Source organism: Streptomyces sp. NPDC000941 (genome assembly GCF_053599555.1).
This window is the reverse complement of sequence record NZ_JBSFMM010000105.1, coordinates 1-17,637: the sequence shown is the minus strand read 5'-3', so window position 1 is coordinate 17,637 and position 17,637 is coordinate 1. Positions and strand designations below refer to the sequence as shown.

Below are 17,637 nucleotides of genomic sequence, written 5' to 3'. Positions count from 1 at the left end.
TATGGACGAATGCGAGCGGCTGCTGAGCGACCTGGCCGACTGGTCGCTGCGGGACGTTCTGGCCGACGAGGCCGCCCTGGCCCGGGCGGAGGTCGCGCGGCCCGCGCTGTTCGCGGTGATGGTCTCGCTGGCCGAGGTGTGGCGTTCGGCGGGAGTCGAGCCGTCCGCCGTGGTGGGCCAGGAGCAGGGGGAGCTCGCCGCGGCGTGTGCGGCCGGCACGACACCGCTCGCGGACGGGCTGCGGCTGGTGGTCGAGCGCGGCCGCGCCCTCGCGGCCGGGAACCTCGAACCTGGGACGACGGCTGACGAGGCCGCCGGGTGGGAGGAGGCCATCCGGGCGCGGGCCGAGGACGGACACCGGGCCTTCGTGGAGATCAGCCCGCACCCGGTGCTGACCACGGCCGTCCGGGAGCTCGCGGACGGCGCCCTGGTCGAGGGCACGCTGCACGGCGACGAGGAGCCGGTCCGGCGGCTGCTGTCGGCCATGGCCGCGTTGCACGTCCAGGGTGTCGCGGTGGACTGGCGGCCGATGCTCGGCGGGGGCCGTACGGTCGACCTGCCCACGTACGCCTTCCAGCGGCAGCCCCACTGGGCCACCGGAAGCACCCTCGCCCCGACCACGCCACGGCGGGAGACGGCACCGGAGGCGGAGCCGGGATCCGAGCGAGCCGAGCTGGGAGGGCGGGATCTGTGGGAGTTGGTTCGTGCCCAGGCGGCGGACCTTCTCGGCTACGAGGACCCACGGTCGGTCGAGGACGACCGCGCCTTCGAGGACATCGGGTTCGACTCGGTGACGGCGGTCGACTTCGGCAACCGGCTGAGCCTCGCGACGGGTCTGCAACTCCCGGACACCCTGCTCTTCGACTACCCGACACCACGGCTGCTGGTGGAGCAGCTGCACGAGGAGCTGTCCGGGCGGGACCTGACCGGTGACGCGGCGGCCGCACGCGACGAGGCGGCCGGGCGATCCGCCACGGATGACGACGCGATCGCGATCGTGGGCATGGCCTGCCGGTATCCGGGGGGCGTGGCCTCGCCGGAGGACTTGTGGCGGCTGGTCTCCGACGGGGTGGACGCCATCTCGGAGTTCCCGGAGGACCGGGGCTGGAACCTGGACGACAGCGCCACGGACGGCCCGCACACCGGCGGCTTCCTCTCGGACGCCACCCGCTTCGACGCCGGGTTCTTCCGGATCAGCCGACGCGAGGCGCTGGCCATGGACCCCCAGCAGCGGCTGTTGCTGGAAGTTTCCTGGGAGGCGCTGGAGCGGGCGAGGCTCGACCCGGCGGCCCTGCGCGGCAGCCGGACGGCGGTGTTCGTCGGCGTCATGGGCCAGGACTACGTACCGCGTCTGCACGAGACGGCGGAGGGGTTCGCCGGACACGCCCTGACCGGCGGTGCGCCGAGTGTGGCGTCGGGCCGGGTGGCCTACGCGTTCGGGTTCGAGGGCCCGGCGGTGAGCGTCGACACGGCGTGTTCGTCGTCGCTGGTCGGGTTGCATCTGGCGGCGCAGGCGCTGCGGGCGGGGGAGTGCTCGCTGGCGTTGGCCGGCGGGGCCACGGTGATGTCCACACCCGGCATGTTCGTGGAGTTCTCGCGGCAGGGGGGGCTGTCGCCCGACGGCCGGTGCAAGGCGTTCTCGGATGCCGCCGACGGCACGGGGTGGGCCGAGGGCGTGGGGATGCTGGTGCTGGAGCGGCTGTCGGACGCGCGGCGCAACGGGCACCGGGTGCTGGCGGTGGTACGGGGCTCGGCGGTCAACCAGGACGGCGCGTCGAATGGTCTGTCCGCGCCGAACGGGCCTTCACAGCAACGGGTGATCAGCCAGGCGCTGGCCGGGGCCGGACTGTCGGCGGCGGACGTCGACGCGGTGGAGGCGCATGGCACCGGCACCCGGCTCGGCGATCCGATCGAGGCGCAGGCGCTCATGGCGACGTATGGCCAGGGCCGTGAGCGGCCGCTGTGGTTGGGGTCGTTGAAGTCGAACATCGGTCATGCGCAGGCGGCGGCTGGTGTCGGCGGTGTGATCAAGATGGTCATGGCGATGCGGGCCGGTGTTCTTCCGGCGACGTTGCATGTGGATGAGCCGTCGTCACATGTCGACTGGTCGGCGGCTGCTGTGGAACTGCTGACGAAGCGGCGGCCGTGGCCGGTGGTGGATCGGCCGCGCCGGGCGGCTGTGTCGTCGTTCGGGATCAGCGGGACCAACGCGCATGTGATCGTGGAGCAGGCACCGCCCAACGAGCCCGGGGATATCGCCCCGGCGGTGTCCGGCCCGGTGCCTGTGGTGGTGTCGGCCAGGTCCGAGGCCGCGTTGCGGGCTCAGGCGGCCCGGCTGCGGGAGTGGGTGGCCGCCGACACCGCATTGGGCTTGGCCGATGTGGGCTATTCGTCGGTGACGACACGGTCGGCGCTGGAACACCGTGCCGCGGTGGTGGCCGAGGACCGCGAGGAACTGCTGGCGGGCCTGACCGCCCTGGCGGCCGGGGAGCAGTCCCCGGACGCTCCCGCCGCCACGCCCGCGGCCGGCCGGACCGCGTTCCTGTTCACCGGAGGTGGCGCCCAGCAGCTCGGCATGGGACGCGAACTGGCGGCGGCGTTTCCGGTCTTCGCCGAGGCGCTGGACGAGGTCTGCGCCGAACTCGATCTGCACCTGGACCGGCCGCTGCGCGAGGTGATGTTCGCCGAACCGGGCAGCGCGGAGGCCGCGTCGCTCGACCGCATCGGCTGGATGCAGACGGCCATCTTCGCCTTTCAGGTGGCGCTGTTCCGGCTGGTGACGTCGTGGGGGGTCACGCCCGACTTCGTGGCAGGCCACTCCACCGGAGAACTCGCCGCGGCCCATGTGGCGGGGGTGCTGTCGCTGCCCGACGCGTGTGTGCTGGTGACCGCGCGCGGCCGGTTGCAGCAGAACCTCCCGCCCGGTGGCGCCATGGTGGCGCTGGGCGTCCCCGAGGCCGATGTGCTGTCGCTGCTGGGCGACCGGGTGTCGATCGCGGCGGTGAACGGCCCCTCGTCGATCGTCATCGCCGGTGACGAGGAGGCGGTGCTCGACATCGCCGGCCGGATGGAGGCCGAAGGGCGCCCCGTCAAGCGGCTGCGGATCTCGCACGCCTCGCATTCGCCCCGGATGGATCCGATGCTGCCCGAGTTCCGGGCCGTGGCGGAGGGGCTTACGTTCCATGAGCCGGTGATCCGGATGACGACGTCGGAGCCCCAGACGCCGGAGCGCTGGGTGCGCCATGTGCGCGGCACGGTGCGGTTCGCCGACGACGTCGACTGGCTGGTCGAACAGGGCGTCACCGCGTTTGTGGAGGTGGGGCCGGACGCCGCGCTGGTCCCCATGATCGAGGAGTGCCTGGACGGCCGTGACGCCGTGGTGGTGCCCCTGCAGCGGCGCGACCGCGATGAGCCGCGCGAGGCGATGAGGGCCCTGGCCCGCCTCTGCGTCCACGGCGTGGCCATGGATCTGCCGGGAATGCTGTCCGGCGGACGCTCCGTGGACCTGCCGACGTACGCCTTCCAGCGCGAGCGGTACTGGCTGGACGCCACCGCGGGGCAGCCGTTGCTGGGACACCCGGTGGAACTGGCCGACGGCGGTGTGCTGCTGTCGGGCCGGCTGTCCCTGGGGACGCGCCCCTGGCTGACCGACCACCGTGTCCTCGGCCGGGCCGTGGTGCCGGGAACGGCCCTGCTCGAGATGGCCCTGGGCATCGGTGATGTGGTCGACGAGCTGACGATGCTGACGCCCCTGGTGGTGCCCGAGCGGGGCGAGGTCGAGGTGCAGCTGACGGCCGCCGCGCCCGACGAGTCCGGCCGGCGCCAGTTCCGTGTCCACGGCCGCCTCGACGGGGAGTGGCAGCTGCACGCCACGGGTCAGGTGGCGCCGTCCGGCCCCGGTTCCGCATCCGCGGCCGCCGTGCTGACCGCGTGGCCGCCGGCCGGAGCGACGCCCGTGGAGCACGACGGCTGGTACGAGGAGCTGGCCGGGCGGGGTCTGGAGTACGGCCCGGCGTTCCGGAATCTGCGGGCGGTGTGGCGGAGTGGCGACGACCTCTTCGTCGAGGTGTCCCTCCCCGGTGAGGCCGGCCCGTTCGCCGTTCATCCGGCGCTGCTCGACGCGGTGCTCCACCCGCTGGTGGCGGGCTATGCCGCCGGCCCTCTGATGCCGTTCTCGTGGCTGGGCGTACGGCTGGCCCGGGTGGGTGCGACCCAGTTGCGCGTACGGATCACGTCCACGGGCGAGAACCGCGCGTCGCTGACGGTCGCCGACGGCAGCGGCCTCGAGGTGCTGTCGGCCGACTCCCTCATGCTGCGGCCGCTGGACGCCCGTCGGTTCGACCCGAAGCTGTTCCAGGTCGAATGGCGTGAGGTCGCCATATCGGGTGACACATCGGGCGACACGCCGACCGATGCCACGGTGCTGCCCGTGCGGCCGGGTACGTCCGATGTGCCCGAGGACGCCAGGGCGACCGCGGAGTTCGTGCTCAAGCAGGTGCAGGACTGGTTGCGGCAGCACGACGACGATTCGGCGAGGCTGACGGTGGTGACCCGTCGCGCCGTGGCCGTTGAGCCGGGCGAGGACGTGGATCCGGCCGCCGCCACCGTGTGGGGCCTGCTGCGCCCCGTACAGACCGAGTTCCCCGGGCGTGTCGTACTCGTGGACACGGACACGGACGACGAGCTGACCACCGACGCGCCGCCGCCCACCACCGAGCCGCAGCTCGCCCTGCGGTCGGGCCGGGCCTTCACGCCTCGGCTCGCCCGCGGCTCCGTTCCCGCGGCCGACCCAGACGGAGGGCCGCTCGATCCCGCCGGGACCGTGCTGATCACCGGTGGCACCGGCGGGCTCGGCGCAGCCGTCTCCCGCCGGCTGGTGAGCCGCCACGGCGTACGGCACCTGCTGCTGGTCAGCCGCGGTGGCAAGGCCCCGGACGACCTGGAGGCGGAGCTGACCGCGGCGGGCGCGTCCGTCTCGGTGGCCGCCTGCGATGTCACCGACCGCGCCGCGCTGGCGGAGGTCATCGCGGCCGTCCCCGCCTCGGCGCCGCTGCGCGCAGTCATCCACGCGGCGGGGGCCATGGAGGACGCCGCCGCGCTGTCGCTCACGCCGGACCGGCTGCACGCGGTGCTCGCGCCCAAGGTCGACGGGGCCTGGCAGCTGCACGAGCTGACCCGTGATCTGGACCTGTCGGCGTTCGTGCTGTTCTCCTCGGTCACGGCCACGGTCGGATTCGCCGGCCAGGCGAACTACGCCGCGGCCAATGCCTTCCTCGACGGGCTCGCCCACCACCGGCGCGCGCTGGGACTGCCCGCGGTCTCGCTCGGCTGGGGGCTCTGGGAACGGAGCACCGGCCTCACCGAACGGCTCGGGCAGGTTGATAAGGAGCGGGTCCGCCGGATGGGCGTACGACAGCTGCCCACCGACGACGGCCTGGCCCTGCTCGACCTGGGGCTGTCCGCGGACCGGGCCCATCTGGTGCCCGCCTGGGTCGATCTGTCCGGGCCCGACATCGACCCGCCGGCCATCCTCCGCGGCCTGGCCCCGGCCGGTGCTGCCGGTGGCAGAAAGCGGGAACGCGCGGTGTCGTCGTCGGACGCGACGGCGGGGGACACTCCCCAGACCCTGCGCGACCGCCTGCTCACCATGGCCCAGCACGACCGGGAGCTGACGGTGCGGCGGGTGGTGCAGGCCGAGATCGCGACCGTACTCCGTCGGTCGGGGCCGGGCACCGTGCCGCCCGACCGCGGCTTCATGGACCTGGGCTTCGACTCGCTGACCGCGCTGGAGCTGCGGCAACGGCTCGGCGCGCTCACCGGGCTGAAGCTGCCGCCCACCATGATCTTCAACCATCCGACTCCGGGGGCCTTGGCGCAGCATCTGCTGCAACAGCTCGTACCGGACGAGCCACCCGCCGAACAGCCGCCGCCACCCACCGATCAGCCCCCGGTGCTGGCCGAGCTGGACCGGTTGGCGGTCAGCATGGCCGCCGTCGGGGACGAGAGCGTGCGCTCGGCCGCCACCGAGCGCCTGTGGGAGCTGCTGGCGGCGGTGACCGCCGGACCGGATACGGCGGAGCCGTTGAACGACCTGGAAATCGAGTCGGCGGGCGAGGAGGAGCTGTTCGCCTTGATCGACGATGAGCTGGGGGACCTCCAACCGTGAGCAACGAGAAGCTGCTTGACTACCTCAAGCGCGTCACCGCGGAACTGCGCCAGACCCGCGGCAGGCTGGCCGAGCTCGAGGCGTCCGCCCCGGAGCCGATCGCGATCGTGGGCATGGCCTGCCGGTTCCCGGGGGGCGTGGCCTCGCCCGAGGACCTGTGGCAGCTGGTCCACGACGGGGTGGACGCCGTATCGGAGTTCCCCCAGGACCGGGGCTGGGACCTCGACGCGCTGTACGACCCCGACCCGGAGCAGACCGGCACCAGCCTGACCCGGCACGGCGGATTCCTGCACGACGCCGCGGAGTTCGACGCCGGCTTCTTCGGCATGTCGCCGCGCGAGGCGCTGGCCACCGACCCGCAGCAGCGGCTGCTGCTCCAGGCGTCGTGGGAGGCGCTGGAGCGGGCGAGCATCGCCCCGTCCTCGTTGCGCGGCAGCCGGACCGGTGTCTTCACCGGCGTGATGTACAGCGACTACGGGACGCGGCTGGTGCGGGACACCGGCGGCTACGAGGGCCAGCTGATGACCGGCAGCCTCCCGAGCGTGGCGTCGGGCCGGGTGGCCTACACCTTCGGGCTCGAGGGCCCGGCGGTGAGCGTCGACACGGCGTGTTCCTCGTCGTTGGTGGCGTTGCATCTGGCGGCGCAGGCGTTGCGGGCCGGGGAGTGTTCGCTGGCGCTGGCCGGTGGGGTCACGGTGATGTCGACGCCGCGGACCTTCGTGGAGTTCTCGCGGCAGCGGGGCGTGTCGCCCGACGGGCGGTGCAAGGCGTTCTCGGACGCGGCCGACGGCGCCGGGTGGGCCGAGGGCGTCGGGATGCTGGTGCTGGAGCGGCTGTCGGACGCGCGGCGCAACGGGCACCGGGTGCTGGCGGTGGTACGGGGCTCGGCGGTCAACCAGGACGGCGCCTCCAGCGGTCTGACGGCGCCGAACGGACCGTCGCAGCAGCGGGTCATCCAGGACGCGCTGACCTCGGCGGGGCTGTCCCCGGCGGAGGTCGACACGGTGGAGGCACACGGCACCGGCACCCGGCTGGGCGACCCGATCGAGGCGCAGGCGCTGCTGGCGACGTACGGGCAGGAGCGGACGGAGCCGCTGTGGCTGGGCTCGTTCAAGTCGAACATCGGTCATGCGCAGGCGGCGGCTGGAGTCGGCGGTGTGATCAAGATGGTCATGGCGATGCGGGCCGGTGTTCTTCCGGCGACGTTGCATGCGGATGAGCCGTCGTCACATGTCGACTGGTCGGCGGGCGCGGTCGAGTTGCTGACGGAGCGGCGGCCGTGGCCGGCGGTCGATCGGCCGCGCCGGGCGGGAGTGTCGTCGTTCGGGATCAGCGGGACCAACGCGCATGTGATCGTGGAGCAGGCACCGCCGAACGAGGCCGAAACCGAGGCCGAGGAAGAGGCCGGACCCGGGGCTGCCGCCCCGGCGGTGTCCGGCCCCGTGCCAGTGGTGGTGTCGGCGCGGAGCGGAAACGCGTTGCGGGCTCAGGCGGCCCGGCTGCGGGAGTGGGTGGCCGCCGATGCCGAGTTGGGCCCGGCGGATGTGGGCTATTCGTCGGTGACGACGCGGTCGGCGCTTGAGCACCGTGCCGCGGTGGTGGCCGAGGACCGCGAAGAGCTGCTGGCGGGCCTGACCGCCCTGGCGGCAGGGGAGGCGTCCCCCGACGCGGTCGAGGGCGCCGTCGTGCCGGAGTCCGGCATGGTGTGGGTGTTTCCCGGCCAGGGATCGCAGTGGGCCGGGATGGCCCGCGGGCTGAGCGAGACGTTCCCGGTGTTCGCGGAGCGGCTGGAGGAGTGCGAGCGGCTGCTGAGCGCCCATGTCGACTGGTCGCTGCGGGAAGTCCTCGAGGACGAGGAGGCGCTGGCGCGGGTCGATGTCGTACAACCCGCGCTGTGGGCGGTGATGGTGTCCCTCGCCGAGGTGTGGCGCTCGTTCGGTCTTGAGCCGTCGGCCGTCGTCGGCCACTCGCAGGGCGAGATCGCCGCCGCGTGCGTGGCCGGAGCGCTGTCCCTCGCCGACGGCGCGCGGATCTCCGCCCTGCGCAGCCGGGCCCTGCGCGCCCTGGCCGGTCGCGGCGGCATGCTGTCGATCGTCGCGTCGGAGCCCTGGGTCCGTGAACAGCTGGAGCCGTTCGGCGACCGGGTGTCGATCGCCGCGGTGAACGGCCCGAACACGGTGGTGGTGTCGGGTGACCAGGAGGCGCTGGACGGGCTGATCGACGAGTGGAGCGGCGAGCAGGTGCGGGTGCGGCGGATCGCCGTGGATTACGCCTCGCACTCCGCCCATGTCGAGGAGATTCGCGAGGAGTTGTTGGCGGGGCTTGCGCCGGTCGCCCCGCGTGCGGTGGAGGTGCCGTTCTTCTCCACGGTGACCGCGGGCCGGATCGACACCGGGGAGCTGGACTCCGGCTACTGGTACCGGAACCTGCGCGAGCCGGTGCGGTTCGAGGCGGCGGTGCGCGCCCTGGCCGACGCAGGACACGGAGTGTTCCTGGAGGTCAGCCCGCACCCCCTGCTGACCATGGCGATCCAGGACACCGTGGCGTCGGCGGTGGCGCAGGGCACGCTGCGCCGCGATGACGACCCGATCCGGCGCCTGCGGCTGTCCGTGGCCGCGCTGCACACGAGCGGCGTCCCGGTCGACCTGCGTCCGGTGGTCGGGGCCGGCCGCGTCGTGGAGCTGCCGACGTACGCCTTCGAGCGCAAGCCGTACTGGCTGGTGGAGCCGGAACCCCTGCTCGGCGAGGCCGTCGAGCTGGCGGATGGCGACCAGAAGGTCCTGGCCGGGCGGCTGTCGCTGGGTACCCACCCGTGGCTGGGCGACCACCGCGTACGTGGCCAGGCCGTGGTGCCGGGGACCGCGCTCCTGGAGATGGCGCTCCAGGCCGGGGCCGAAGTGGACGAACTGACCATGCAGGCGCCCGTGGTGGTCCCCGACCACGGCGAGGTCGAGATCCAGCTGCTCGTGGGCCCCGCCGATGAGGAGGGCTTCCGGCCGCTGGGGCTGCACAGCCGGGTCCAGGGCTCCGACTGGCGGCTGCACGCGACCGGCGCCGTCCTCGATCGTGGCGGGCCCGCGGACGCGGCGGCGGGCCCCGCCGACGACGGAGAGTGGCCGCCGCGGGCCGCCGAGCCGGTGGATCTGTCCGACTGGTACGACGACCGCGAGGCCCGGGGCATTCAGTACGGGCCGGGCTTCCGCGGCCTACGGCGGCTGTGGCGGAATGGCGAAGAGCTGTTCGCCGAGGTCTCCCTGGCCGCGCCGATCCGTCCCGCGCTGCTCGACGCCGCCCTGCACGCCCTGGACATGACGACGCCCGCGCTGCCGTTCTCCTTCAGCGGCGCCCGCTGGCTGGACCAGGACGCGGCGGCGGAGCTGACGAGCCTCAGGGCGCGGATCACCCCGCGCTCGGACGGTTCGGTCGCCGTGTACCTCACCGACGGCATCGGACGTGGTGTCCTGTCGGTCGACTCGCTGACGCTGCGCCCGATCGGCGCCCCGACGCACGACGGCTCGCTGTTCGAGCTCGGCTGGATCGCCGCGCGCGCCGGGGGAACCGCCGACGTCGCCGACGTCACGGTCCTGCGCTGCCCGGCCGCCGACGGCGACACGCCGTCCCGGCTGCAGGAGGTGACCTCCCGGGTCCTCGGCGATCTTCAGTCGTGGCTCACCGGCGCGGAGACCGACGACTCGCGCCTGGTGGTGGCGACCACCGGCGGCGCGGCGGATCCCGTCACGGCCGCGGTCTGGGGCCTGGTGCGCTCCGCCCAGACGGAGAACCCGGACCGGATCGTGCTCGTCGACACCGACGATATGGACGGTCTGCCGCAGACGCTGCCGACCGTGCTGGCGTGCGGCGAGCCGCAGGTCCTGGTGCGCGGTGCCGAGCTGCGCGTACCGCGGCTCGTACACGCCGGGGTGCCGGTGGCCCAGACGCCGGCGCTGACCGACGGCACGGTGCTGATCACCGGGGCGTCGGGCACCCTGGGCGGGCTCGTGGCGCGGCATCTGGTGACCGAGCACGGGGTCCGCGACCTGGTGCTGGTCAGCCGTGGTGGAGCGGCGGCGCTCGCCGACGAACTGACCGAGATGGGCGCCTCGGCCTCCTCGGTGGTCTGCGACACCGGCGACCGTGACGCGCTCGCCGCGGTCCTCGCGGAGATACCGCGGGAGAGGCCCCTGCGCGCCGTCGTGCACGCCGCCGGGACGCTCGACGACGGTGTGATCGGATCGCTGACGCCGGACCGGCTGCGGTCCGTGCTGGCGGCCAAGGCCGATGGCGCCTGGCAGCTGCACGAGCTGACCCGTGATCTGGACCTGTCGGCGTTCGTGCTGTTCTCCTCCGTGGCCTCCACTCTGGGCACCGCGGCACAGGGTAACTACGCCGCCGCGAACGGGTTCCTCGACGGGCTGGCCCGGCACCGCCGTGACCTCGGCCTGCCGGCGGTGTCGCTGGGCTGGGGGCTGTGGGCGGAGCGCAGCGGCCTGACCGGCCGACTCGACGAGGCCGACCTGGCCCGGCTCGGCGAGGCCGGGGTGCGCCCGATGGACGCCGAGGTGGCGCTGGCGCTGTTCGACATCGCCCTCGGCGCGGACCGCGCCCATCTGCTGCCCGTACACCTGGACCCCACGGCCACCCCGGCGCCGCTGTTCCGTGAACTGGTCCCGGCGCGCCGCCGGTCGCCCGCCACGCCCACGGCCGCGCTGCCGGTCGCCGCCGACGACCCGCGGTGGACCCCCGCCGCCGTCGGTGAACTGGTGCTCAGGGAGGTGGCCGCGGCGCTCAAGCACGACTCGACCGCCGACATCGACCCCGACGCCGAGTTCCACCGGCTGGGGTTCACCTCGCTGGCCGCCCTGGAGCTGCGCAACAGGCTCAACACACGCACCGAGCTGCGGCTGCCCGCGACCATGGTGTTCCAGCACCGTACGCCCCGGGCCCTGACCGCCTTCCTGGCCGACAAGCTCATCGGCGCCGAACCCGCGGCGAAAGCCCTTCCGGCCGGCCCGGTCCCCGGCGAGCCGGCGGCCGACGAGCCCATCGCGGTCATCGGCGTCGCCGGCCGTTACCCGCTGGCCGATACGGTCGGCGAGCTGTGGGACAACCTGGCGGCCGGCCGACACTGCGTCAGCGAGGCGCCCGCCGACCGCTGGGACGCCGACGCCCACTACGACCCGGTGACGCCGGGCGGCGCGTACAGCAAATGGGCCGGTTTCATCGACGGCGTCGACCAGTTCGACTCGCTGTTCTTCCATATCTCGCCCGCGGACGCCGGGGCGATGGACCCGCAGGAACGGCTGTTCCTGCAGACCGCCGCGGCGACCGTCGAGGACGCCGGCTATCCGGCGGCGGCGCTCGCCGCCCAGGGCCCGGTCGGCGTGTTCGTCGGCGTGATGAGCAACGACTACGAGTGGATGGGCGGCGCGGCGAACGCGCTCGGCGTGCCGACCGACGCCCATTCGCACCACTGGTCGGTCGCCAACCGGGTGTCGCACTTCTTCGACTTCACCGGGCCCAGCCTGGCGGTGGACACCGCCTGCTCCGCCTCGCTGACCGCGGTCCATCTGGCCTGCCAGTCCATCCGGGCCGGTGAGTGCTCCGCCGCGATCGCCGGTGGCGTCAACCTGATCCTGCACCCCAAGCATCTGCGCAGCCTCGCCCAGGCGGGCATGCTCGCGCGCGACGACCGGGTCAAGGCGTTCGGCGCGGGCGCGGACGGCTTCGTCGACGGCGAGGGCGTCGGCGCCGTACTGCTCAAACCGCTGTCGGCGGCGATCGCCGACGGGGACCGCGTGCTCGCCGTACTCCGCGGCTCCGCCATCAACTCCGTCGGGAACGCCGGCGGCTACACCGTGCCCAGCTCCGCCGCCCAGAGCCAGGTGATCCGTACGGCGATCGACCGGGCCGGGATCGGCGCCGACACCGTCGGCTATGTGGAGGCACACGGCACCGGGACGCTGCTCGGCGACCCGATCGAGATCGCCGGGCTGGTCGACGCCTTCGGCGGCCCGGTCGAGCCCGACCGGCGCGAGAAGCGGCCACTGGTGGCGGTCGGCTCGCTCAAGTCCAACATCGGCCACCTGGAGGCGGCGGCCGGTATCGCCGCTCTGACGAAGGTGCTGCTGCAGTTCCGGCACGGAGCGCTGGCACCCTCGCTGCACTCCGCGCGCCCCAACCCGGAGATCGACTTCAGCACCACGCCGTTCGAGATCCAGCAGACGCTGCGCCCGTGGACACCTTCGGAGCTGCCCAGGCGCGCCATCGTCAGCTCCTTCGGAGCCGGCGGCGCCAACGCCTGTGTGGTCATGGAGGAGTACGCGCCGGTCGCGCCGCCGGAGCCGGACGGGGCGCAGGCGCCGGACGCGAAGCAACTGGTGGTGCTCTCCGCCAAGAGCGAGGACCGGCTGCGCGCGTACGCCGCCGACCTGGCGGCCTTCCTGCGCCGGGGCGCCGGAGCCGGCGAGGACGCGGAACACCGCTGTCTGCGGCTCGCCGCGGAGCTCGCCGACGTCGAGCCCGGATCGCTCGACCTCGACACCGACCTGGTCGACTGTGGATTCGGCATCGCGGAGCGGGCCCGCTACTTCGCCATGCTGGCCGAGGAGCTGGACGCCAAGCTGCCGTCGGCGGCCACCTCGGCCGACACCATCGGCGCGGTGGCCCGGGCGGTGGCCCACCTCCGGCCTCCGGCCACCGACTTCCCGCGGCTCGCCGACATCGCGCATACGCTGCAGGTGGGGCGTACCGCGTATGAGTTCCGCCTTGCCCTGCCGGTGCGTTCGGTCCCCGAAGCCCTCGCGCCGCTGGACACCTACGCGGCGGGCGGCGCCGACGACCGGATCACGACCGGGCGTGCGGTGCGGCCTTCCGAGGGCGATGCCACGCCGCCACGCGACCTCGAGGAGGCCGCCGAGCGGTGGGTGTCCGGTGTACGGGTCGACTGGTCGCCGCTCACCGCGCCGTCCGCGCGCCGTATCGAGCTGCCCACCTATCCGTTCGCCCGTCGGCGGCTGTGGATCCCGGAGGTTCCCACACCGGTTCCGGCGGCTTCCGCCCCGGTTCCGGCCGCTCCGGTGGTGCCCGCGCCGGCGGCCGGTGTCGATCCCGCCGTCGCGCGGGTGCTCGCCGGGTTCGCGGCACTCGATGCCGCCTCGATCTCCGGGCTGTTCGGGGTCTACCAGCGCATGGGCGCCTTCCAGCGCCCCGGCGAGCGCCACCGCGGCGAGGAGCTGCGTGGCGGCCTCCAGATCCGGGACAGGTTCCGCCGGCTGCACGAGGCCGTGCTCCAACTCTTCGTCGGCGCCGGTCTGCTGACCCACGACGGCGACCAGTTCACCACCACCGCGGCCGTGACCGACCTGGCGACCGGCTGGCGCGCCGAGTTCGACCGCGTCGCGGCCGAGTATCCGGACGTCGCGCCCACCACCGGCCTCAACCGGGAGTTCCTGGAGGCCTACCCGCGGATCCTGCGCGGTGAGGTGGTGGCGACCGAGATCATGTTCCCGGACTCCTCGATGGAGCTGGTGCGCGACCTCTACCGGGGCAACCCGCTCACCGACTTCTTCAACGAGCTGGTGGCGGACACGGTCCGCCGCTACCGGGACCACGGCCCGGCCGCCGACCTGCCAGGGCGGCCCGTATCTGTGCTGGAGCTCGGCGCGGGCACCGGCGCCACCAGCGAGAAGGTGCTGTCCGTACTGGCCGGGCAGCCCGGCGCCGGCTACACCTTCACCGATATCTCGCCCCGCTTCCTGGAGTACGGCCGGGAGCGGTTTGCCGCCGACTACCCGTTCACCCGGTTCCAACTGCTCAACCTGGAACGCGATCTGGCCGAGCAGGGGTGCGCCCCCGGCTCGTACGACCTGGTGCTGGCCACCAACGTGGTGCACGCCACCCGCAATCTGCGCGCGACGTTGCGGAAGGCGAAGGCACTGCTCAAGCCCGGTGGCCGACTGGTGCTGAACGAGCTGACCACCGTCCGGCCGTATCTCACCCTCGGTGGCGGTGTGATGGAGGGCTGGTGGGCGTTCCAGGATGACGAGGTGCGGGTGCCCGCCGCCCCGCTGGCCGCGCCCTCGACCTGGACCCGGCTGCTCGCGGAGGAGGGGTACACCCGGGTCAGGGTCCTCGGGGCGGAGGGGGCTGAGCTGGGGCAGCACGTCCTGGTCGCGGAGAACGACACCGTCGCGCCGCGCGTGGAACCGGCGGCGAGCGCTCCCACGGCGGTCACGGCCCGGGTGACGGCCGACCCGGCCGACGCGCTCGGCGACCGCCTGCGGGAACTGGTGGAGCGGGTGCTCAAGCTGGACGTACGGATCGACCCGGACCGGCAGTTGGCCGACTACGGCTTCGACTCGCTCAGCGGTATGAAGATCGTGGCCGCGGTCGACGAGGCGTTCGGCGTCGCCGTACCGCTCGACGAGTTCTTCGAGCGGCCGACCCTGCGCGAGCTCACGGCCTATCTGGCCGCGGGCTGGCTGTCGGAGGTCGCGGCACCCACCGATGTCGTCGATGAAACGCCGCAGCCCGGCGAGGACGCCGAGCCGACCGAGCATCCGATGTCGCACGGGCAGCGGGCGCTGTGGACGGTCGAGCAGCTCGCGCCCGGGAACAGCGCCTACAACCTGCCCCTCGCCTTCTGGCTCGCCCCCGATGTCGACGTCAGCAGCCTGCGCACGGCCCTGCGGCATCTGCTGGAGCGGCATGAGCAACTGCGCGCCGCCGTCGCGGCGGAGCGGGATGAGCCGTCCATGAGGGTTGCCGCCCGCCAGGGGCTGCCCTTCCAGCAGGTGTTCCTCCCGACGGCCACGGACGCGGAGCTTCGCGACCGGGTCAACGCCGATATGCGCCAGCCGTTCGACCTGAGCGCCGGTCCGCTGGTGCGGGCGACCCTCTACACGCTCGACGACGGGCGGCAGGTGCTGCTGCTCACCGTCCACCACATGGTGCTCGACGGCGTGTCCATCCCGCTGCTCCTGGCCGATCTGGAGCGCGGCTACGGCGCGGTCCGTGACGGTTGTCCGCTGCCGGCCGACCGCCCCGACCGCACCTACGCCGAGTTCACCGCCTGGCAGCACGCGCTGCTCGCCGGGGCCGAGGGGGAGCGGCTGCGCGACTACTGGATCGGGCGGCTGCGGGACAGGCGGACCACCGTGCCGCTGCCGCTGGACCGGCCTCGGCCGCCGGTGCCCGGCTTCCGCGGCGCGACGGTCGAGGGCCGCCTCCCGGCGGCCGTGACGGAGCGGGCGCGCGCCCTCGCCGCCGCGGAGCGGGCCTCGCTGTCCAGCGTCATGTTGGCGGTGTACTTCGCGCTGCTGCACCGGTACAGCGACCAGGCCGACATCGCCGTCGGCACACCGACCGCGAGCCGCCCCGCGAGCGGCTACGACGATGTGGTCGGCTACTTCATGAACATGGTCGTCCTCGCCGAGCGGGTCGAGGGCGACGAGGCCTTCCGCGGCCTGGTCGGCCGCGTCCACCGGACGGTCCTCCAGGCACTTCAGCACAGCGCCTACCCGCTGATGACCCTCACCGAAGAGCTCAACCGGCAGGTCCCGGGCTCCGGGGGCAAGCTGTTCGACGTCGCCTTCTACTTCCACAACTGGACGCGGGACCTGCGCGACGACGGTCTGGTGCGGGGCCGGGTCGACGGGGTGCACCAGGAGGGCGAGTTCGATCTGACCCTCGACCTGGTCGACCACCCCGAGGGCTGCCGCTACACGTTCAAGTACAACCCGGACCTGTTCGACGCCTCCACCGTGGAACGCCTCGGGGAGCACTTCGCCACGCTGCTGGCATCCGCCGTGGGCGCGCCGGAGACCGCGGTCGGCGACCTGGACCTGCTGACCGCCGGCGAACGCGCCCTGCTCACCCCGCCCACCGGTGTGGAGTATCCGGCCGACGCCCTGGCGTGGGACCTCGTACGGCGCCAGGCCGTGGCCCGTCCGGACGCGGTGGCCGTCCGCCATGGCGACACCGAGCTGACGTACCGCCGGCTGACCGAACGGGTCGACGCCCTGGCGGCCCGGCTGACCGCCGCCGGGGTCGGACGGGGCCGCACCGTCGGCGTACTGCTGCCGCACGACGCCGAGCTGCCGGTCGCACTGCTCGCCGTGCAGGCCGCCGGCGGCACCTATGTGCCGCTCGACCCGGCGTATCCCCGGCAGCGGCTCGACTACATCGCCGAGGACGCGGGGCTGCATCTGGTCCTCACGCACTCCGCCGTCGGCGACACCCTCGGGGACACCTCCGGGGACACTTTCGAGGGCGAGTTGCCCCGGCTGCTGATCGACGCAGATGAGCACCCGCCCGCGGACGCCTCGCCGGTGGCCGCCCGGGCCTCGGACATCGCGTACATCATCTACACGTCCGGCTCGACGGGCCGCCCGAAGGGCGTCCGGGTCCCGCACCGGGCGCTGACCAACTTCCTCTGCTCGATGGCGCGCGAACCCGGCTTCGGGCCGGAGGACACGCTCCTGGCGCTGACCACGATCTGCTTCGACATCTCCGCCCTGGAGCTCTACCTTCCGCTGATCAGCGGCGGAACGGTGGAGGTGCTGCCGACCGAGGTGGCACGCGACGGACTGCGGCTGCGGGAGGCCGTCGAGCGCAGCGCCGCCACGGTGATCCAGGCCACCCCCGCGACATGGAGCATGCTGCTCGCCGCCGGCTGGCGCGGCGACTCCGGGCTGCGGTTGCTCTGCGGTGGCGAGGCGCTGTCGGCCGAGACGGCCGAGGCGCTGCTCGCCACGGGCGGCGAGGTGTGGAACCTCTACGGCCCCACGGAGACCACCGTCTGGTCGGCGACGAGCCGCCTGAGCCGCGGCGACCGGGTGACCATCGGCTCCCCGATCGCCAACACCGCCCTGTACGTGCTCGACAGCGGCCGCCGGCCGGTGCCGAGCGGTGCGGCGGGCGAGCTGTACATCGGCGGACACGGCGTGGCCGACGGCTATCTGGGCCGCCCCGATCTGACCGCCGAGCGGTTCCTGCCCGACCCGTTCGCGACCGGGCCGGACGCCCGTATGTACCGCACCGGCGATCTGGTCCGCCGGCTGTCCGACGGGCGCGTGGAGTATCTGGGCCGGATCGACTCCCAGGTCAAGGTCCGTGGCTTCCGGGTGGAGCTCGCGGAGATCGAGTCGACCCTGCGGCGACTGGACGGCGTCCGCGACGCCGTCGTGGTGGCGCGGCGGACGGGCGCCGCCGACCTGTCGCTCCTGGCCTGCTATGTGCTCGACGACGGGGTCGCCGAACCGACCCGGGACCGGCTTGCGACCTGGCTGCCCGAGCACATGCTGCCCGACGCGCTGGTACGGGTCACCGGCTTCCCCCACACCCTCAACGAGAAGGTCGACCGGAGGGCGCTGGCCACCCTGCCGCTCGCCGAACTGCGGGCCCGCTTCGGCGCGAAGACGCCGCAGCGAGCGGGGACCCCGCCGCGCGCCGAGACGGCCACCGGGCCCGTC

2 protein-coding genes (1 of these 2 only partly in view) are annotated in these 17,637 nt (G+C 73.6%); both read left to right on the top strand.

Annotation, left to right across the window (positions count from 1 at the left end):
* On the top strand, nucleotides 1–6,166 hold the 3' portion of the coding sequence (locus ACWDSL_RS29580; RefSeq protein ID WP_450490523.1) for an SDR family NAD(P)-dependent oxidoreductase. The gene continues 1,775 nt to the left of window position 1, outside the view; the window shows 6,166 of its 7,941 coding nt (coding positions 1,776–7,941); its start codon lies off the left edge, out of view; the stop codon is at nucleotides 6,164–6,166.
* A partial coding sequence (locus tag ACWDSL_RS29575; RefSeq protein WP_450490521.1) for an amino acid adenylation domain-containing protein occupies nucleotides 6,163–17,637 on the top strand: 11,475 nt, incomplete at its 3' end. The genes ACWDSL_RS29580 and ACWDSL_RS29575, both read left to right, overlap by 4 nt.